Below are 20,219 nucleotides of genomic sequence, written 5' to 3'. Positions count from 1 at the left end.
CTTCCTTGAGGTACAGGAACAAAAAACAATAAAGATGCACGCCCAGTTGTTTCCTCTGGATTCCTCCCGATGTCTCCGCGGGTGTGCCATTACCGCGACTAGGAGAAAACCATGCCTAACGCCAAGCGCAGCCTTGCGGCGGCTATTGCACTTGCATCCCTTACCAGCGTTTCTGCAATTGCAGAAGAATCGGCCTTCAGCCAGGTTATTGCTTTTGGTGACAGCCTCACCGACGTAGGCAACTACGATGTATTCACTAATGGTGGCGATGCAAATGATATCGCTATCAATGTCATGTCCCAGAATCTTGGCCTGGGCTCTTTAACAGCATCTTGTGCTGGTATGCAATCTTCTCTCTGCCTACCCAGTATTGACCCTGCATTGATGACTGACCCCGCCAAGCTTGAAGCAGATGTTTCGCGGCAGGTTTTTAACGGAGTCAACGAAGCAGGGTCTGTATGGGCTGTTGGTGGCCACAAAGCTGCTGACGTACTGATGAATATTATCGGTGCCGAGAACTACATGGCTTTCCTTCAAGCTAATGGTTTAGACGCTGACGTCAATCGACATAATCTTCTTAGCGCTTTTATGCCAGCTGTAGATGCGGAAGGAAAACCAGCCTACCCAGACCAACAATTGGCCGGCTTGCTAAAACAGAAGTTAACCGAAGCTGGGACATACGCCGCTATGGCAGAAGCTGCGAAAGCGCAAGGTGATTTAGTCGCTGCAGCCGGGTATCAGCAACAAGCATTAGCAGCCAAAGGCGAGGCTGATCAAGCTCTAGAACAATTAGGTACTTCTGGCAACCCACACCCTTTGGGTAGAGGTTACCTGGAGACCACTCTTGGAACTGCCGACGCCAACGCCCTTTACTGGGTAAATGGCGGCGGCAATGACTTACTGAGCGGCTTTGAAAGTGTCGCCAAAGGTGAAATGAGCATTGAGGAAGCCACTGCAAATGCAGGTCTGGCATCCGTGATGCTCGCGAGCGCTGCCGGCGCCTTATCCAACGCAGGGGCTAACTATATTCTGGTATCCAACGTGCCGGATATCAGCAAGACTCCAGCTGTTTATAAGGCCGTTAAAGACGCTGTAGACTCCAGTGAGAGCGCAGCTCAGCTTAAGGCGGCAGTAGCAGCAGGCCTGGTTACCCAAGATGAGGCTAATGCTCAACTGACGGCTGCTATTGATAAAGCTTTACTTGATGCAAGTAAGGCGTCCGAAGGCTTTAATGCCAACCTGTTGGCTCAAGCCAAAGATATCGACGGCGTTCTAATGGTCGACCAAGCCGGCCTGCTCAAGGTGGCCCTGAATAATGCCGGCCAACTGGGCCTGTCTACAGAATTCGACCAGGGCCAATATTGCTTTGACGGCAGCGGCGGTGATTGCATTGAGCATGAAGTATACGGTGCAAATGGTACTAACCCAGACGCTTCCAAGCTGATCTTCAACGATACCGTTCACCCCACCCAAGTTGGTCAGCAGGTTCTCGCCGACTACTACACCGCTATTGTGAATGCCGCTCAGGTCGCCGGTCAGCTGCCTGACATCGGCGCTCAGGCTGCTCGCACACACATTAACAGCCTGGATGAAAACCTGGCTGGTGTACGCTATAGCCAGGCCCAAACCGCAGTATTTGCTGGTGGCATTTTCGGTGATATCGATTACGACAACGGCTTTGCCGCCGATATGAGCGGTGATAGTAATGCCAACCTGATCGGTATGACCTACGCCCTTCGCGACAACCTGGAACTGGGCTTCGCGGTGAGCCGCTCCGATATCGATGTGGATAACGCCCGCTCCGATATCGAGTCCACCTCTACCAACTACAGCTTGTTTGGCCGCTTCCATCACGATGTATTCTTCGTTGAAGGTAGCATGACCCTGACCGATGTAGACTTCGACCAGGCAAACCGCGCCCTGACCCTCGGCAATAATTTTGCTTCCGAGCTGGAAGGCGATACCTCCGGTGAAAATACCACCCTGAGCCTGACGGTTGGTGCCAATCTGTTCAGCGAAGCAAGCTTCCAGCTAGGGCCCTTCATCGGCGTAACCCGAGCGACCATGGAAGTTGACGGCTATACCGAAAAGGCCATTGAGGGCTTTACTTACACCGACTCCATGGGTAATGAGTACGATCCCCTGGGCATGAATTACGGTGACCAAGAGCGTGACTACAACACCTTGCGCTTTGGTGCTTTTGCCAATAAGAGCTGGAACACCATCAATGCCTACGCGCAGGTTTGGTATGAAGATACCAACGGTACTGACACAGATACCCTTGAGGTAGGTGTTAAGTCTATGGCTGGTAACATGAACGCTATGCCCAGCTATTCCAGCGTGGACCAAGGCCTCTTCGACGATGGTATGGGCCTGATTGCTGGTATTCGCTGGCAAGCGGCTGACTCCCTCGCTTTAAGTGCCAATGTGACCTCACGCCCAGCGGCTGAGCAAGCATCGGTCAATGTTACCTACCGCTTCTAATCCAGCGATAGAGCTAACACTCGCGCCCCTCAGGGGGCGCGACTCTCTTCCCTCTCCTAACAATTAAGTTCCTCCCGAGCCTCCTTCTCGCTATATAAACAGCTTACCGGCACAATACAAAGCCAACCCTCATTGTGAAAAAAACCAGTATGTTTCAAATCACAACACCTAATTTAGTGATCAGTGAGCTCTGTGAAAGTGACTCGAAACTGATGCTCAACCTACTCAATGATAAGGACTTCGTGAGATATATTGGCGATCGCGGAGTGCGCACTCTTGAGCAGGCTAGTGATTACATTAAAAAAGGGCCAATAGCCATGTACCGCAAGTACAACTTTGGTCTCTATAAAGTTGAACTTGGCAATGGTATCGGCATTGGTATATGCGGCTTAATCAAGCGGGACTGTCTTGATGATGTAGATATTGGCTTCGCTTTCTTAGCAAAATATAGAGGCAGAAGCTACGCGTTAGAGGCAGCACAAGCCGTGCTGGAATATGCTCAACACCAATTAAACTTAGAGCGAATTGTCGCGATCACACTACCCGAAAACACACCCTCAATAAAGCTGCTGAATAAAATTGGGCTTCAAATAGAGAAAAAGATTGTTTTACCAGGGGAAACAGAAGAGCTTCTCCTGATGGCATGGGAAGCTTAACAGAATAACAGAAGTCATTTGGTGTCCAAAAATACTGCCACCAATAATGACCAACTCATGAAAAATGACTGGATAGAGTGTCTCTTCTGAGCCGACAGTTTCAACCACCGGCTCAGCGACCTAAACTTAGCCTCTCCAGCTTGGCATCAGGTCAAACTTCCAACCATCTTGGCTTTTTATTATTCTGGGGGCATTGATTTTATATTTCATATCCATGTACTCCATCGTAATAACAAGTTTTGCCCGCTCAACGCCAAACTTAGTTTCGATAGAGTAGTCAATAGACTCCAGATCAGCCTCATTCCAATCAAAGGAATGATTTTTACTTTTCAACAGGATTTTCTTGTAAGCGGTTTCAATTCTACTTTTCTGGGTACGTATATAATCTGCACCCTGCATCTTCTCTACCAACTCATTGGTTCGCTTCATAAAACCTTTTTTACTGGATTCACGAATATCAGCATTTAGAGCCAACTCAATCAAACCTTCATGATCTTCCGCTGTCATAAATAAATCGTTGTAGCCTTCCTGATCCTGGGAGGTTAGCGCATCTACAAGATCCTCTGCCAAATCCTCTGGTGTTGAGTTTTCTCCACAGGAGGCTAGAAATATGACAGATAATACCAGCACAGCTATTTTTTTCATTTATCCCCTCAATCTAAAGACCATGAACAGGGGGCGGATAGTAGGCATGAGAACAATACCAATCAAGAGATTTTATGCTGACAGTAATCACACGTAATGACACTGATTGACTACAGCAGTAAAACTTCAAGATGGCTATTCTTCATTTGAACCCAGCAGTCCCTTCTCTTTATATCAGAACTCCAAACCAAGTTATGAACTGCGTTGATTGGTAGCTTATCACCAGAGACAAGTCCAATCTTTACCAGATATCGCTCCTACAAATCCAATCAAAATACAATTAAAAAAATAAACTTTTACTTTTGAGCTTTTCGATTAGTCAATATCTAGGACTGGCATCCAGGCAAAAATATTAAATAGTATTTATTTGTAGAAACATTGCATCTGAAGATATAGCCGACATGGTCAAGAATCGTGAAATTTCGAAAATGAATATAAACAACTACTTTTGAATCATAATCATCTATTTAAATCATTTCCATTGAGTAATTACACTATCAATTCAAGACAAATATGATAAAGCTTTAATGCCTTACAAAAATCATGGTTTCTTTATTGACATGCCACGGCGCTAAGCTAGTCTCCAACTTATTAATCTAGGAGAAGAAAGCCATGATAATCGCGACAGATATGCCTGAAGTGAGCAAATGTGCCGCAACTCAGTGTGCCTATAATGCTAATGATGCCTGCCACGCCAGGGCGATAACGATTGGTGAAGGCGCGGACCCAGATTGCGACACTTTCTTCACTAATTCCAGGCACACCCGCAGTTCCCGCACTGCTGGTGTTGGCGCTTGTAAGATGGAAGACTGTAAATTTAACGATGACTTCGAATGTTCAGCGGACCGTATAGAGGTTGGGCGTAATGGCAACTCAACAAACTGCCTAAGCTATACCCACTGAGCTTGGCTCAGCTGACAGGTTCCTCCCCAATAAAAAAGCCCGAAAGCTATCCGCTATCGGGCTTTTTCTTTTAAGGCATTACACGATCTTAATCTACAGCTTGTAAATCCAGTTGAGACTTCTCTTTGATATCCCGTGGCTCCCAAACTACCCCTTGAGTAGTCGCATGCTGCTTAAAGAGTGGTTGATAATGGGATTCCAGCACTTTGCGTTTAATTTTTAGAGTGGGAGTCAGAAATTCATTTAACGGAGTCCACTCCTCCTTACAGATAAAAATTGCCCGGATACGTTCATGGTACGGTAAACGCTCATTAACTGATTCCAGTATCCGCCGCAACTGCTCGTTGACCTCAGCACGAGGAAGCTTTTCCGCAGATTCCGATATGGTCGCCAACATCACAGGTTGATCCATACCATGCCCCAACACACAAAGTTGTGCCAGAAGGGTCTCATTACCGAAGTGTCCCTCCAGTAAGCTGGGCTGAATAAATTTTCCTTTACTCGTTTTAAAAGTTTCAGAGATCCTGCCTGTAATATGCAGTAAGCCCCTCTCATCGATAAAACCAGAATCCCCGGTATGGTAATAACCATCCCGAATGGCTTCTGCAGTTTTCTCTGGCTCTAAGTAATACCCTTTCATCAGAGAGCCGCTTTTGAAAAGGATTTCACCCTCATCAGAAATTTTCACCTCGCAACCGTGGTAAGGTTTACCCACCGTACCAGGCACTGGGTCCTCACCCGGCATCACAAAACAGCCATAGATAAAGTTTTCCGTCATCCCATAGCCATCAGCTATCTGCATCCCCATACGCTCATACCAGCGCAATAGCTCGATGGAAATTGGTGAGGCACCGCTTACCAGCATTCGAGCCTGATCCAGTCCAAGCCCGGCACGTACCTTATTTTTTAACCAACTATTCAGGCCCGGAATTCTGAGCAGTACATTTTGCAACGCAGGCGGAATCTTCTCGTCAATTCCCTCCTTAAACTTGGTCCACAATCTGGGAACCGAGAAGAACATAGTTGGCTTGGTGCGCTGTAAGTCTTCGAGGAAAGTATCCAGGGACTCCGGAAAATGTACCGGCGTACCTGAATAGAGACAGTGGAATTCCACCAGGATTCGCTCTGCGGCATGGGCCAAAGGCAGATAGGAAAGCACGCGGTCGCTCTCATTAAAGCCATAACCACGAATCATATTGGGTACTACAAAGACTACCGACGACCATGTATGCATCACGCCTTTGGGGTTACCGGTAGTGCCAGAGGTGTACATAATGGTGAAGAGGTCATCCTCATTAAAAACGGGACTTTCCTCATAGCGTTCATTAGAGGCGATAACAGCTCCCAACTCTTCATCGCAGTGTATTTCACAGCGCTGAATCGCTACCGAAGGTAGAGTGTCCGCCACTTCCTGAAGAGCGGCATTGTTATCTGTAGCTCCACAAAAAAGCAATTTCGACTCGGAGTGCTGCAAAACATAAGACATAGAGGATGCAGATTGCCCAGGATACAGAGGCACGCTAACCATACCAGCAAGCATGATACCTACATCAACAATGATCCAGTCAGCACAGTTTTTACCGTGAATTGCAATTCGATCGCCTGGTTCGAATCGGCTGCGCAGGTAGCCCGCGATACGTCTGGCCCGATCCATTACCTCACGCCAGGTGTAGTCCTGCCACTCGCGGCGCTGCATCTGACGAAGAAATACTGTTTCCGGTTCTTCCGCCTCTCTCTTGTAGAGAAGCTCCAATGGCTGCAGGCCCTTCACCTTTTCGTATCGCTCTTCTGGAGTCATCGCTTTCTCTCTCATTATTGTGTTTATTATGGTTTGATATTGGATAGCACTGTTAGACCCTGCATTTGGGTACTAGCAGCGACTTAAATTCCAGATCGCCAATTCAATTGACCGCGCACCTAAATCACCATTTTAGTGCACTCTGACTAGCAGCTTTCTAAGAGGTGCAGTCACAAATATATAGGTCAGCGTCAACTTATCGTTATTATTTAACTTAAAGTTACTGAATATGCTCGCTTAGTGCAATTACTAAGCACTAGGAATAGATGTACCATTTCAGCAAGAGTGTAGACTACCCAGTCCGTTGCAATGAGGTTGCAATAAGATAGTATCTGGTGCACTTTTGTGGAAAGTGCAAAAGCTTGAGTTAATGAAAAAACTTAGAAAAGCTTACGGCGCAAGAGATGACTAGCCAGTACCAGCTATAATCACGGTAGTAATAATTGTGAATACTTATATTCTTATACTTTCACACTTTAAAAAATCTAATTACTCTCCAGCCTAAACCGTCAAAGCAAATGTGTGTTCCCAGAAATGAAAAGAGCTAAACAGTATCGTTTTTTAAAAGATAAAAACAGGAATTTTAATCGAATCAGCAAACCATCGCTCACTTTGACTAAAGCTTCGCTAGAAACACTCAACCAGTGAAAAACATTTACTAAATTAAAGGTTATTTTGAATAACTCACTGCTGCGAAGAACTTTATGCGCAACAGAGTTGAGAGGATAAAGGATGAGGAAGATAAAAGTTATAATTAAAGTATCTTAAAAAAGAGGAAAGCTCATCCAACTCTCCCCTCTTTTATTTCCTTATTTTTAGCTTACTGTCTCACCATGAGCCTGCTTATCTGCATGGTATGAAGAACGCACCAGCGGACCACAAGCGGCATGCTTAAAGCCGATTTGTTCTGCATAACGACGATATTCCTCAAACTCATCCGGATGTACATAGCGCTGCACGGGCAGGTGCTCTTTACTCGGCTGCAGGTACTGACCGATTGTGAGCATATCGATATCATGCTCGCGCATATCGTCCATTACCTGGAAAATTTCTTCCTTTTCCTCACCCAGGCCCACCATCAAACCAGACTTGGTTAGTACATCCGGGCGACGCTTTTTGTACTCTTGCAGCAGCTTTAGGGACCACTTGTAATTGGCACCCGGACGGGACTCACGATAAAGGCGCGGTACGGTTTCCAGGTTATGGTTGAATACATCCGGTGCCTGCTTTTCAAGGATATCCAGTGCAATATCCATGCGCCCGCGGAAGTCGGGGGTAAGGATTTCCACTTGCAGGTTCGGGGAGAGCTCGCGAGCTTCGCGGATACACTCGGCAAAATGCTGGGCACCCCCATCGCGCAGGTCATCCCTATCCACCGAGGTAATAACCACATAACGCAGACTCATAGCGGCAATGGCCTCCGCCAGATTCTTGGGCTCTTCCGGGTCAAGAGGGTTGGGCTTACCGTGGCCAACATCGCAGAAGGGGCAGCGGCGGGTACAGATTTCCCCCATGATCATGAAAGTGGCAGTACCGCCACTAAAGCACTCGCCCAGGTTCGGACAGCTGGCTTCTTCACATACGGTGGAGAGTTTTTGTGAACGCAGGATACTCTTGATGCGATCCACTTCTTTTGAGGCTGGCACTTTCACCCGGATCCAGTCGGGCTTGCGCAGCACGGTATCACTGGCGATCACCTTGACCGGGATACGCTCTACTTTGTCACCATCACGCAGTTTTTCCCCCTGCTGAAGGCGGCGGGTGCGCTTAACCGGCACCAGATCGGGTTTGTCAGCCATTACTCAATTCCTGCTGTTCCGCGCTCAGTTGCGCCAATACATGTTCTTCTAGTGGCTGCCACTTGGCCGAGGGCAGCTCCAAGGTACGCAGTAATTCGCGCACAAAAATTTCCGCCACCTGTTCCCAGGAGGGTGCCTGTGGCAATAACTCGGCCATCTGCACCATTTGCATGCCGGCATATCCACAGGGGTTAATTCGGAGGAAAGGGGCCAGATCCATATCGATATTGATGGCAATACCGTGGAAGCTGCAGCCGCGGCGCACACGCAGGCCGATGGAAGCAATTTTATTGCCACTGCGAGGCCCTTCCGTCAGGTAGACCCCTGGTGCATCAGCACGAGGCGCAGCCACAATACCCAAGGTTGCCAGCATTGCTACCGTAGCCTTTTCCAAGGCCGTCACCAGATCGCGCACACCGATTTGGGCGCGACGTAAATCCAGCAATGGATAAACCACAAGCTGGCCGGGGCCGTGATAGGTCACCTGGCCACCACGGTCCACCTGCACCACTGGGATATCACCGGTATTCAACAGATGCTCTGCCTTGCCCGCCTGCCCCTGGGTAAATACCGGTTGATGCTCCACACACCAAATTTCATCTGCGCTACTTTCATCACGAAGATCGGTATATCGGGACATGGCACGCCAGACGATCTCGTAGTCCCGCCGGGCTAGGTTGCGGACAATGGTCATCAAAGCACCATATGAACCGCAGGATGTACTTTCAACTCCTCAAAGAGGGCCTTGAGCTGGTCCTCACCTGTAGCGAGGATAAAGAAGGTCATGGAGGTAAACTTCCCACTGCTACTATCCCGCAGAGTAATGCGCTCCTCATCTAAACCGGGGGCATGGCGACGCATAACTTCCAGAACGAACTGATGCGCGTCCTCATTGGCATCGCGTACCACTTTGACCATATAGTCTTCGCAAGGGAATTCAATCTTCGGGGGTTTCTGATTGGGATCTTGACTCATACCACTCTCCGGGACCGGCCTTTGGACATTAAGAAAAGCTTAGGTGCAGCCGGGCGGCGATTATACAGTGAGCGCAGGGCAGTGGACAGGGAATGACAGAGGAACTGGCCAGGGAACCGGGCGAGCCAGCCAGGGAGGCAAAATTGCCACCCCTGGCTGGTCAAAACTGAGCAAATTTAATTGAAGAAGCCCATAACAAAGCGCTTGATAGAATCCCACATGCGCTTGAAGAAACCGGCTCGGTCTACTTCTTCTGCGGCGACCGCTTTAACATCCGCGACAGTTTCGCCATCGAGAGTCACAACAACTTTACCAACAGACTGACCCTTCTCGACGGGAGCTTCCAGCTCTCCATCCACAATCAAGTCGGCCTTGATACCCTCTTCGCCACCGCGTGGGATAGTTACAAAAATATCCTTCTCAACCGCTATGCCAACACTGGGTTCTTTACCACCCCAGACACGCTCGGTCTGCAGTACTTCGCCCTGCCCATATACTTTGTGGGTCTGGTAGTAGCGGAAACCATAAGCCAGTAGCTTCTGGGTCTCTGAAGCGCGTTTTTCATCGCTATCGGTGCCTACCACGATGGCAATCAGGCGCATACCGCGCTTCATGGCAGAAGCCACCAAACAGTAGCCAGCCTCTTCGGTATGGCCTGTTTTAATGCCGTCTACTGCGGAATCACGCCACAATAGGCGATTGCGATTGGGCTGGTTGATACCGGAATAACTGAAATACTTCTCGGAGTAGATGTCGTAGTGCTCCGGGTGGTTTGCAATCAGAGCACGTGCGAGAACCCCCAAATCCCGGGCGGTGGTCACATGCCCCTCAGCCGGCCAGCCGGTAGCATTGACAAAATTGGTGTTCTCCATCCCCAGCAGCTCGGCTTGCTGGTTCATCACTTCAGCAAATACCTCCTCACTACCTGAAACATGCTCAGCTAGGGCAATACTGGCGTCATTACCAGACTGGATAATAACGCCGCGCATCAGGTCCATAATCGGTACCTGGTCGCCAACCTTAACGAACATCTTAGAGCCGCCCTTGCGCCAGGCTTTCTCAGAGATACGTACCTTGTCATCTTCTTTGATGCTGCCTTTGATCATCTCTTCCGAAACAATGTAGGCCGTCATCATTTTTGTAAGGCTGGCAGGAGGAACCTCCTTATCAGCCTCGTGCTCCACCAGTACCTGACCGGTATTGGCATCCACAAGCAAGTAAGAGGTAGCCGCCAGTTGGGGCGGCGCTGGAATAAGTGATTGCGCCTGGGCTAGGCCCGCACAAAGCAACAGAAAAGAGCAGGCGATAATCCGTGTGATCATAGGTGAGAGTCTCGTTAATCCTCGTGTTCGTTGGCTGGCTGTTAACCTATTACTTATTTTAAGCGATTAATTCACAGCGAAGGCTTGTCACCTTACGCCGTGAGCCAGTAATAAAGACAAAATACAAGAAAATTCACGCCATTGCGCAGTATTTTGTGAACGGTCGTTCCTATGACCGTCAATTCCATTGGTGATCACTGACGACTAGCTATCCCCCCTATGCTGCCGGCACAGCTGATGACGGGTTTTTCAGCAATTTCGAGAAAAGAATATCGTCAGGATTTTACGGTTCTCCGGTAACCGTGACCTTTCTCCACAAACTGGAGTATTCACCGTTCGGGCCGCACTTTTACCGATGGGTTTTACTCATACACAACCTGGGGCTCTCCCAGCTGGTTCTTCTGCACAGTTTCCCGTGCATTGGCCAGGGCCCGCTGTTGGGAGATTGGGCCTATGCGCACCCGATAAAATTGCTTGCCACTGCGCTCAACCGGACTGACAGAAACAGGATAGTCAATTGCTGCAGCCAAGCGAGCCCGAATTTTCTCGGCCTGGGCTGGGCTGCTATAGGCTCCCACTTGCAGGAAGGTATTTTCCGGCAGGCGGATACTGGCATCCTGGGGCAGGCCGCCAGTTACATCGCCAGCCAATAGGGTTTCCGTCACCGGTGGCAGGGTATTTGGGTCCAGCGCTTCTACCTCAACACGGGCAACACCCTGATTCACATAGTCCAACTTTTGCGCTGCTGTATAACTCAGGTCGATAATTCTGCCATGAACAAAGGGGCCGCGGTCGTTAATGCGCACAATAATACTGCGCCCATTATCCAGGTTGGTTACCTTGGCATAACTGGGTAGCGGTAGGGTTTTGTGCGCGGCGGACATGGCATACATATTATAAATTTCGCCATTGGCAGTGCGCCGTCCATGGAATTTGGTGCCATACCAGGAGGCCTTACCCTGCTCTTTGTAGCCCTTAACCGCAGGGCGTACGTGATAGGTTACACCTTTGACTTTATAAGGGCTTTTATTGCCCGCCGGTCCGATTGGTTCCCGCACGGGTGTGGGCTCCGGCGTAGCGAGCATATTTACCGGTTTGGCTGGGCCGCTATCCTTAAGGCTATCGAAGTCCTGCTCGCCCTGCTTATTCGGCTTAATTTGCGGGCCGCCACAAGCGACCAAAAACAAAGCGGCGAGTAGGAACACTCGCCGTATATTGCGCTGAAACATAATCCCCCCGGCGCGCGGCAACCCCAGGCTGCCGTCTCCAAGCCGCTGTTATCTATAACTGCTCAGTAAAACAGAAAATTATTGATTACCACCATCACCATTAGTTCCCGGCTTTGGCAATTATTCTCAGGAATTATTTATCTCCAACTCAGCTCTTTCCGCCGCGCGCTTTAACAATCTCCTGGGCAAGTTCATTCACTGCCATGGCGTAGAGGCGGCTGCGGTTGTAAGTCGTAATAGTGGAGAAGTTATTCAGGCCTAACCAGTACTGCTTGCCCTGCTCAGTCTGCAGCGAGAAAACAATCGCGGGCATTTCGGGTGCCACCTGGCTGGTAGCATTAAAACCTTTTTCCGCCAGCTCACCCACTGTCCACTCGGGCTGTAGGGTATCGTTGACGATGGTCATATCTGCATTGGGGCGCGGGTTGGCTAATACAGTCGTTGGCTCGCCGGGCTTCCAGCCGTGTCTGGCCAGATAGTTAGCCACACTGCCGATCGCATCGGTTGTATTGGTCCAGATGTCCACCTTGCCATCTTCACTGAAATCCACCGCATAGGCACGGTAGCTTGAAGGCATAAACTGGCCGTAACCCATGGCACCGGCATAGGAGCCCTTCAGCGCGAGAGGATCCATACCTTGATCACGGGTTAAAAGCAGGTAGTTTTCCAACTCCTTAGTAAAGAACTCAGATCGGCGCGGGTAATTGAAGGCTAGGGTGGAGAGTGCATCCAGTACCCGGTAGCCTCCCATATTGCCACCGTAGCGGGTTTCAACCCCGATGATCGCGACAATAACCTCAGCTGGGACACCATACTTTTTCTCAGCTTCCGCCAGGGCCTCAGCATTCTTATCCCAAAAATCCACACCGCCGGCAATGCTTTGCGGAGTTAAAAATAGCTTTTTGTATTGATACCAGGGCTTGGCTTTTTCTGCGGGACGCTTGATCGCCTTGAGGATAGAGTCCTTGCGCTTGGCATTGCGCATCAGTTCCTGCATTTCGTTGCGGTCAAATTGATGCTCTTGCACCATATATTCCACGAACTTTTGCGCGTCGGCATTATCGCCGTGGCCGGGCTCCTGCGCACAAGCTGCCAGCGCTAGCCCCATACCAACCAATAGTCCCGAGGTCCACTTCAAAACCACCGCTCCTGTCTTCATCTCGCGTCTCTACATCCAGTTTTTGATTTGCGCCGCTGGTTCATCAAAAATGTACCCTGCGCCGCTCGGTCCCTACGGCCATGAGAATACCGAATCCCGCCATTAAGGTAATCAGTGAGGTTCCACCGTAACTGATTATTGGCAAGGGTACCCCCACCACTGGCAACAATCCCGTAACCATACCAATGTTTACAAACACATAGACAAAAAAAGTGAGGGTAATACTCCCCGCCAGCAGGCGCCCAAATAGATGTTGCGCCATAAAGCTAATATAGATGCCGCGGGCGATCACCAGCACATAGAGTAAAAGCAGTAATAGGACACCGCGCATCCCCCATTCCTCAGCCAACACCGCGATAATAAAGTCGGTATGGCTCTCCGGCAGAAAGTCCAGCTGCGATTGGGTGCCCTGCAAATAGCCTTTGCCATACACACCCCCGGAACCTATGGCGGCTTTGGAATTGAAAATGTTCCAGCCAGCACCAAAGCGATCATCGTGAGGATTCAGAAGTGTCAGGATACGCTGGCGCTGGTAGTCCCTGAGCCCCCACTGCCAGATTGGCCAAGCGGAAACCAGCAAGCCCATGGCCGCCGCTCCGATCATCTTCCAGCTCAACCCAGCCAAATACAGCGCGAACAGGCCGGAAGCGGCGATCAGGATAGAGGTCCCTAAATCTGGCTGGCGCACGATTAAAGCGGCTGGAACCGCCACGATAGCCAGGGCCCCGATAACAGTCACAAGGGATGGGGGCTGGGCGCGCTGGTGCAGGAAAGCCGCCACCATCATCGGTACTCCCAACTTCATCACCTCTGAAGGCTGAAAGCGGAAGCCGGCAATCTCCAACCAACGTTGGGCACCCTTGGCACCGGTGCCAAAGAGTAACACCCCCACCAACAGGGCACAGCCACCCAGATAGGCCCAGGGGGACCAACGCCGATAAAAATCCAACGGAATCTGCGCGACAATAAACATGCCGGTGAACGCCAGGCACATAAATATAGACTGGCGCCTCACATAGTTCATATCGCCGCCAGAAGCACTATAGAGCACCCCCAGCCCCACGGAGGCAAGCACCAATAAAAGCACCAGCAGCGGCACATCAATGTGTAAGCGCCTCGCCAGACTCACGGGCTTTCGAAGACTGCCGTGAGCATCGGACAGCCGGTGGGAAAAATCGCGGCTAGCCATTATCCACCCCTTTGCTCAATCTGGTTTCCTGCGCCGTATTCTCTTGGGTGTCTGGTCGTGGCACCCACTCGGCAAATAATTCCCGCGCCACCGGTGCCGCCACACCACCACCGGCTTCACCATTCTCGACCAAGACCGCCACAGCAATACGTGGTTTATCCACAGGAGCAAAGGCGACAAACAGGGCGTGATCGCGGTGGCGCTCCTGCAAGGCCTCTGAATCGTAACGGGCGCCCTGGGCTATACCCACCACCTGGGCGGTGCCGGATTTTCCGGCAACACGGAAGTTCAGGTCTTTACCCGCGCGCTTACCCGTGCCATAGCTTCGATTGACCACCGCTTCCATCCCCTCGAACACCAGGTCCCAATTATCTGGGTGCGCCTCCAGGTTATGCAGAATTTCCGCCGGCTGTTCGACCCCGTTGATGGTTTTCACCATTTGCGGACGGTAGTGGGTACCGCGATTGGCAATGGTAGCGGTCATCACCGCCAGCTGTAGTGGCGTCGCCAGGACAAATCCCTGCCCCAGCACGGCGTTCAGACTATCTCCAGGGAACCAGGGCATACCCCGCGCACCGCGCTTCCAGTCCCGCGAGGGGAAGAGGCCAGAGCGTTCCATAGGCAGATCAATACCAGTCTTGGAACCCAGGCCGAAGTGAGCGGCCATATCGTGCATGCCATCAATATCCCAGCGGTGGGCCATATCCCAGAAATAGACGTCACAGCTCTGCGCCATAGCCTGAATCAGATCCACTTTTTCTCCATGGCCCCAGCGCACGTGGTCACGGTATAGACGCGGATCATTTGGCAGCTTATAGAATCCCGGATCCTTAATTTTGGTTTCACGGGTGATCAGTCCAGCCTCTAGCCCCCCTAACCCCATCAGCGGCTTCAGGGTCGAACCCGGTGGGTATTGGCCTTGTACCGCGCGGTTAAACAGCGGCACATCGAGGGAGTCACTAAGGGCGCGGTAATCGGCAAAGCTGATTCCGGTTACAAACAGGTTGGGATCGAAGGAGGGTTTGCTGACGAAAGCCAGTACTCCCCCGGTGTTCACATCAATGGCGACAACTGCACCGCGGCGATCGCCCAGGGCATCCGAGGCTACCTGTTGCAAGTGGGCATCTAGGTGCAGGGTCAGATCAGCACCGGGCTTGGGGTCCTCGCGTTCCAACACTCTCAATACACGCCCGCGTGCATTGATCTCCACATTTTCATAACCCACTTCGCCGAGCAGGGTTTTCTCATAGGAGCGCTCCAGCCCCACCTTGCCGATACTGCGGGTACCGCGATATAGGCGCACGTCCTCTTTGGTGAAATTACTCAGGTCGCGATCACTAATACGCCCCACATAACCAACACTGTGGGCAAAAAGGTCTCCCAGGGCGTAGTAACGCACCAGCTCGGCCTCCACGGAGACACCGGGCATACCGAACTGGTTGACACTAATCCGAGCAATTTCCTCCTCGCTCAGACGAAATCTGAGGGGCACCGGTTCGAATGGACGGCGGCGGCGCAAACGCTTGCGAAACTTGGCCACATCACCGTCATCCAGGCGAACCAGATGGCCGACCAATTCGAGGGTTGCATCCAGGTCTTTCACCCGTTCACGCACAATAGAGAGGTTATAACTGGCGCGGTTATCCGCTAGCAAAATACCGTTGCGATCGTAAATCAGCCCGCGGGTTGGAGCGACGGGGCGTACCTGAATACGATTCTCATCGGATTGGGTGCGGTAGTCATCATAATTGACCACCTGTAAGTTATAAAAACGCGCAATCAAAACCCCCAGCAACGCGATGACACCGACAATGGCCACCAACACACGGTTGCGAAACAGTCGCTGTTCCGTGTGGGGGTCCTTGAGGTGATGATCGTGGGGCATTGGCGTTTTTTAAACGATTATGACTGGCGCGGGAAAAATCTAATTCGGACTACATTACCACAGCGAACGCACGGAGAGAGAATTCCAGTTGGCAAATCTCTCCGCACTTGGTCGCAAATGTCTTATTTGTGATAAGGGTGGCCGGCAAGCAGGGTCCAGGCGCGATAAATTTGCTCGGCCAAAACCACACGTACCAGAGGGTGCGGCAGGGTCAAAGGTGACAGAGACCAGCGCTGGCGCGCCCGACTCAGGCAGTCCTGCGAAAGCCCGTCTGGGCCGCCAATCAACAGGCTGACATTTTCCCCCAGCAGCTGCCAGTCGCGCAGCTGGTCGGACAATTGCTCTGTACTCCAAGGCTTGCCCTTAACATCCAGCGCCACCACATGATCGCGTGGGCCGAGGGCGGCGAGCATGGCCTCGCCCTCTTTCTTGCGCGCTTTATCAATCAGTGCCGCAGAGCTTTTCTGGCCCCGCTGCCCCAGGGGAATCTCCACCATTTCCAGAGCAATTTCACGGGGCAGACGCTTGGCGTATTCGGCATAACCCTCCTGGACCCATGCCGGCATTTTGCCTCCGGCGGCGAGGATGCGAATCTTCACTTAATCAACCCTGGTGGGGATCGCTGCCATCCGCCTCATCGCGGGTATTCGGGGTCATAGACCAGAGTTTTTCCAAATCGTAGAAACTGCGCACATCCGCGAGCATTACATGCACTACCAGATCCCCATAATCCACCAGTACCCACTCGCCCTGCTCTTTGCCCTCAACACCAATCGGGCGCACCCCCTCTTTCTTGAGTTCGTCCACCACATTTTCCGCCAGCGATTTTACCTGGCGGCTGGAGGTACCGGTGCAGATCACCAGGTTATCCATCACATCAGAGAATTCGGAAACATCCAGAGCGACAATGTCTTTGCCTTTCAGACCTTCCAGAGCATTTAGCGCGATATCTTTAATATTTGTCATAACACCTTGATTCATTACGGGTCACCAGTGGCAACCGATTCTGTGTAGAGTTGATGGTCTTCAATATATTGCAACACCGTTGCTGGCAGTAAGAAACGCGGAGACTGGCCGCTGGCCAGCAACTGGCGAATCTGTGTAGCGGAAATTGGCAGCAGGGTTTGCTCGCGCAAGACCAGGCGACCTGAGGCATATTCATGTAAATCGGCCACGGTGCCGCGATGCTGCTGCAGCAATTTCGCTAGCTCGGCATTGCCAGTGGCTGCGCTCGCTTCCGGCAAGTGCCAGCCGGGTCTGGTCACAACGACCAGGTGAGCCAGCTCCAACAGGCGTTGCCAACGATGCCAGCGATGCAAGGTCAACAAGGAGTCAGTACCCATACAGAAACTGATGGACACTTGTGGCCCCAATTCCTCACGCAGCGCTTCGAGGGTATCTACCGTATAAGTGTCGCCACCGCGCTGCAGTTCCCGCTCATCCAGCTGCAATTCATCACAACCCGCCAATGCCAGCGCCAACATTTCACTGCGCTGGCGTGAGGAAACTCCCGGACTCTGACGATGGCGAGGCTGATGGCTGGGTAGCAGACGCATTTCATCGAAACCTAGGGCCTGGCGCAGCTCTAGCGCCATGCGCAGATGGCCGAAGTGCACCGGGTCGAAAGTGCCGCCGAATAAGGCGATGGTCTGCCGCTTAGTTGCCAAAATTACCTCTTTACTGGCTGCCGGGCCCGAAAAACTATCGGCGGATATGCCCGTCACCGAGCACAATCCACTTTTGCGAGGTGAGCCCTTCGAGCCCCACCGGTCCACGGGCGTGGATTTTATCAGTACTGATACCGATTTCCGCCCCCAGGCCGTATTCAAACCCGTCGGCAAAGCGCGTGGAGGCATTAACAATCACCGAGCTGGCATCCACCTCGGCAAGGAAGCGACGACTGCGACTGTAATCCTGAGTCACAATAGCCTCAGTGTGGCCTGAGCCATAGCGGGCAATATGATCCATTGCGCCATCCATATCCGCCACGACGCGGATAGCGAGAATAGGCGCAAGGTATTCCTCACTCCAATCGCTGTCACTGGCTACGTTAATCTGTGGCAATATCTCTCTGCTGCGTTCACACCCGCGCAATTCTACGCCCTTCAGCGCATAGGCCTCGGCCAGCCGCGGCAGAGTTTTCCCAGCAATTGCCTCGGCCACCAACAGCGTTTCCATAGCGTTACAAACGCCGTAGCGGTGGGTCTTGGCATTCAAGGCGATCTCAAAAGCCTTCTGTTCGTCAGCCAGGTCATCGATATAGACGTGACAAACGCCGTGCAGGTGTTTGATCACCGGCACACTGGCCTCGCGGCTGACTCTTTCGATCAAGCCGGTGCCACCACGTGGCACTATGACATCCACATAATCGGGCATGGTGATCAGGGCGCCCACTGCAGCGCGGTCGCTAGTATCCACTACCTGTACTGCCGTTTGCGGCAAGCCGGCCTCGCGCAGCCCTGCACTGATGCAGGCGGCGATAGCCCGGTTGGACTGCAACGCCTCACTACCGCCACGTAAAATAGTCGCATTACCGGATTTCAGGCAGAGACTGGCCGCATCGATAGTCACATTAGGACGGGACTCGTAAATAATGCCCACTACTCCCAAGGGCACACGCATCTTGCCCACCTGAATTCCGCTGGGGCGATAGCACAAATCCTCAATTTCCCCCACCGGGTCCGGTAGATCGGCCACCTGTATCAGCCCCTCGATCATACCGTCGATGCGCTCATCATTGAGTTCCAATCGGTCGAGCAGTGCCGCATCCAGACCGCGCTCGCGTCCGGCCTGCATATCAGCCGCATTGGCCTTGGCCAGTTCGATCCGATTGGCTTCCAACTCGGCAGCAATTGCTGCAAGGGCACGGTTCTTGACCTCAGTATCTGCGCGCGCCATTGTGCGAGAAGCTTCTCGAGCGGCTCGCCCCATCTGTTCGAGTTTGTCGCGGGTAGATTGCTGATCAGTGCTGGCTATCGTGGTCACTTGGCTCTCCGTGCGAAATCCGGTCGGCCGCGCAGTATACCCCAGCAGCCGGGGGTTTAAACGGCATAAATGGATTCCTGCTGTTGGGTTACTCCCTACTCCAACGATCCAGGTTCTCAGCAATATTGGCGAGACGGGCCAAGGGGTCTTCCAGGGCCAGCAAATCCACTCTCGCTTTATCCTCAAGGGGTAACAACTGGGCCAGTTGCCAGGACAGGGCATCGGCGGAGTCGACATTATCGAACTTGAGTGAAAGATCCTTGGCACGCTCCTTTAACTCTTCCAGCACTGCCATTAGGCCATCGCAATCTGCAGGTATCGGCCGGGGGGCATTATCCGGCAACCACTCAACATCCCCCAGTAACAGGCCGTCTTCAGCCCGCTCGGTGTGACTGATGCGGAAGCGCCGCCGCCCTACTACCTGCACATGCAGCAAGCCCTCCTCCCCCTGACTCCAATCGACAATATGCACATAGACCCCAAGGGGCCAAACTGAGGCGTTGCCCACCTCGCCGCCAGAGCGAATCAAAACAACACCAAAGCCGCTCTCATTTTTCAGAGATTCGCTAACCAAATGCAGATAACGCTGTTCAAAGATACGTAGAGGTAGCGCAACACCTGGGTAGAGGGGCACGCTCAGGGGAAAAAGGGGGATCTGTTGCAAAATGCTCTCTCGTTGGGTGGGTTGAAGTACTAAAGATAACACTGCCAATAGGATCACCGAGATTACTGGCGAGGCCTTTAAGCGCCAATCCAATTGTTTGAGTGCAATATTCCACGGAATCCCGGTAATTGTCGGTGGCAAGCACGACCCACAGCCATTAAGCTGCTGCGGTTTATTAACGAATGGAGACTATTCATGCCTAAAGCAACAGCCCGCCATATCCTGGTACAGACCGAAGACAAGTGCCTGGAACTGAAAGATCAGATCGAAAATGGCGCCGATTTCGGCAAAATCGCGGAGCAGTTCTCCCAATGCCCTTCCGGCCGTTCCGGCGGTGACCTGGGTGAGTTCAGCAAGGGTATGATGGTGCCGGAGTTCGACAAGGTCGTTTTCTCTGAGGAACTGAACAAGGTACACGGCCCGGTAAAAACTCAGTTTGGTTACCACCTTCTGGAAATCACCAGCCGCCAGGATTAATTCTCCGCGAATTAATCTGCTAATAAAAAGCCGGGCAATTGCCCGGCTT

The 20,219-nt window shown here is 51.8% G+C and carries 19 protein-coding genes; 4 read left to right on the top strand and 15 right to left on the bottom strand.

Annotation, left to right across the window (positions count from 1 at the left end; all coding sequences use genetic code 11):
* The first annotated feature begins 111 nt into the window (after nucleotides 1-111).
* Together ACJJIT_RS03445 and ACJJIT_RS03440 are read left to right on the top strand one after the other, a co-directional pair.
* Nucleotides 112-2,484: an autotransporter outer membrane beta-barrel domain-containing protein gene (locus tag ACJJIT_RS03445; protein WP_444899986.1), complete on the top strand. Its 2,373-nt coding sequence runs from the start codon at nucleotides 112-114 to the stop codon at nucleotides 2,482-2,484.
* Between the two features lie 134 nt (nucleotides 2,485-2,618).
* On the top strand, nucleotides 2,619-3,140 hold the full coding sequence (locus ACJJIT_RS03440; RefSeq protein WP_444899985.1) for a GNAT family N-acetyltransferase: 522 nt from the start codon (nucleotides 2,619-2,621) through the stop codon (nucleotides 3,138-3,140).
* A gap of 126 nt (nucleotides 3,141-3,266) precedes the next feature.
* On the opposite strand, the gene ACJJIT_RS03435 is transcribed toward ACJJIT_RS03440, so the two are convergent.
* Nucleotides 3,267-3,785, bottom strand: a complete 519-nt coding sequence (locus ACJJIT_RS03435) for a hypothetical protein (RefSeq protein WP_444899984.1) — start codon at nucleotides 3,783-3,785, stop codon at nucleotides 3,267-3,269.
* Nucleotides 3,786-4,397: 612 nt separating this feature from the next.
* On the opposite strand from ACJJIT_RS03435, the gene ACJJIT_RS03430 reads away from it, so the two are divergent.
* Nucleotides 4,398-4,688, top strand: a complete 291-nt coding sequence (locus tag ACJJIT_RS03430) for a DUF1540 domain-containing protein (protein WP_252083115.1) — start codon at nucleotides 4,398-4,400, stop codon at nucleotides 4,686-4,688.
* Between the two features lie 88 nt (nucleotides 4,689-4,776).
* Here ACJJIT_RS03430 and ACJJIT_RS03425 read toward each other — a convergent pair whose 3' ends face one another.
* The 14 genes from ACJJIT_RS03425 to ACJJIT_RS03360 all read right to left on the bottom strand — a co-directional run bounded on the left by ACJJIT_RS03425 (nucleotide 4,777) and on the right by ACJJIT_RS03360 (nucleotide 19,693).
* On the bottom strand, nucleotides 4,777-6,486 hold the full coding sequence (locus ACJJIT_RS03425) for an AMP-binding protein (RefSeq protein ID WP_444899983.1): 1,710 nt from the start codon (nucleotides 6,484-6,486) through the stop codon (nucleotides 4,777-4,779).
* Nucleotides 6,487-7,301: 815 nt separating this feature from the next.
* Entirely contained in the window at nucleotides 7,302-8,285 is a 984-nt protein-coding gene (gene lipA / locus ACJJIT_RS03420; RefSeq protein WP_444883942.1) for a lipoyl synthase, read from the bottom strand.
* Complete coding sequence (gene lipB / locus ACJJIT_RS03415) at nucleotides 8,278-8,979, bottom strand: lipoyl(octanoyl) transferase LipB (RefSeq protein WP_444899982.1); 702 nt, start codon at nucleotides 8,977-8,979, stop codon at nucleotides 8,278-8,280. The genes lipA and lipB overlap by 8 nt, the downstream gene beginning before the upstream one ends.
* A complete protein-coding gene (locus ACJJIT_RS03410) occupies nucleotides 8,979-9,260 on the bottom strand; it encodes an HP0495 family protein (RefSeq protein ID WP_444889550.1) in 282 nt (93 codons plus the stop codon). Before ACJJIT_RS03410 ends, lipB begins: the two co-directional genes overlap by 1 nt.
* 176 nt (nucleotides 9,261-9,436) lie before the next feature.
* The gene (locus tag ACJJIT_RS03405) at nucleotides 9,437-10,582 is read right to left on the bottom strand and encodes a D-alanyl-D-alanine carboxypeptidase family protein (RefSeq protein WP_252083120.1); all 1,146 of its coding nucleotides are present in this window, start codon (nucleotides 10,580-10,582) and stop codon (nucleotides 9,437-9,439) included.
* A 362-nt stretch (nucleotides 10,583-10,944) separates the two neighbouring features.
* Nucleotides 10,945-11,811 carry a septal ring lytic transglycosylase RlpA family protein gene (locus tag ACJJIT_RS03400; RefSeq protein ID WP_444889549.1) on the bottom strand — a complete coding sequence of 289 codons (867 nt, stop codon included), beginning with the start codon at nucleotides 11,809-11,811 and terminating at the stop codon, nucleotides 10,945-10,947.
* Between the two features lie 148 nt (nucleotides 11,812-11,959).
* Nucleotides 11,960-12,970: a lytic murein transglycosylase B gene (gene mltB, locus ACJJIT_RS03395; RefSeq protein ID WP_252083121.1), complete on the bottom strand. Its 1,011-nt coding sequence runs from the start codon at nucleotides 12,968-12,970 to the stop codon at nucleotides 11,960-11,962.
* A gap of 43 nt (nucleotides 12,971-13,013) precedes the next feature.
* The gene (rodA, locus tag ACJJIT_RS03390) at nucleotides 13,014-14,159 is read right to left on the bottom strand and encodes a rod shape-determining protein RodA (protein WP_444883940.1); all 1,146 of its coding nucleotides are present in this window, start codon (nucleotides 14,157-14,159) and stop codon (nucleotides 13,014-13,016) included.
* Nucleotides 14,152-16,044, bottom strand: coding sequence for a penicillin-binding protein 2 (mrdA, locus tag ACJJIT_RS03385; RefSeq protein WP_444899981.1), 1,893 nt, complete (start codon nucleotides 16,042-16,044; stop codon nucleotides 14,152-14,154). The genes rodA and mrdA overlap by 8 nt, the downstream gene beginning before the upstream one ends.
* A gap of 122 nt (nucleotides 16,045-16,166) precedes the next feature.
* A complete protein-coding gene (gene rlmH / locus ACJJIT_RS03380) occupies nucleotides 16,167-16,643 on the bottom strand; it encodes a 23S rRNA (pseudouridine(1915)-N(3))-methyltransferase RlmH (RefSeq protein WP_444883939.1) in 477 nt (158 codons plus the stop codon).
* A 4-nt stretch (nucleotides 16,644-16,647) separates the two neighbouring features.
* Entirely contained in the window at nucleotides 16,648-17,025 is a 378-nt protein-coding gene (rsfS, locus tag ACJJIT_RS03375) for a ribosome silencing factor (RefSeq protein ID WP_444899980.1), read from the bottom strand.
* The gene (gene nadD / locus ACJJIT_RS03370) at nucleotides 17,025-17,768 is read right to left on the bottom strand and encodes a nicotinate-nucleotide adenylyltransferase (RefSeq protein ID WP_444899979.1); all 744 of its coding nucleotides are present in this window, start codon (nucleotides 17,766-17,768) and stop codon (nucleotides 17,025-17,027) included. Before nadD ends, rsfS begins: the two co-directional genes overlap by 1 nt.
* Nucleotides 17,746-19,029, bottom strand: coding sequence for a glutamate-5-semialdehyde dehydrogenase (locus ACJJIT_RS03365; protein ID WP_444899978.1), 1,284 nt, complete (start codon nucleotides 19,027-19,029; stop codon nucleotides 17,746-17,748). Before ACJJIT_RS03365 ends, nadD begins: the two co-directional genes overlap by 23 nt.
* 88 nt (nucleotides 19,030-19,117) lie before the next feature.
* Nucleotides 19,118-19,693 (bottom strand): LON peptidase substrate-binding domain-containing protein, encoded by a 576-nt coding sequence (locus ACJJIT_RS03360; RefSeq protein WP_444887053.1) that lies wholly within the window; start codon nucleotides 19,691-19,693, stop codon nucleotides 19,118-19,120.
* A gap of 195 nt (nucleotides 19,694-19,888) precedes the next feature.
* Between ACJJIT_RS03360 and ACJJIT_RS03355 the strand changes: the two genes are divergently transcribed.
* The gene (locus tag ACJJIT_RS03355) at nucleotides 19,889-20,170 is read left to right on the top strand and encodes a peptidylprolyl isomerase (RefSeq protein ID WP_252083127.1); all 282 of its coding nucleotides are present in this window, start codon (nucleotides 19,889-19,891) and stop codon (nucleotides 20,168-20,170) included.
* Nucleotides 20,171-20,219 lie beyond the last annotated feature (49 nt).

It is taken from the genome of Microbulbifer mixtoriginis (SeqCode), from assembly GCF_052467515.1.
This window is presented reverse-complemented; position numbering and strand designations above follow the sequence as displayed.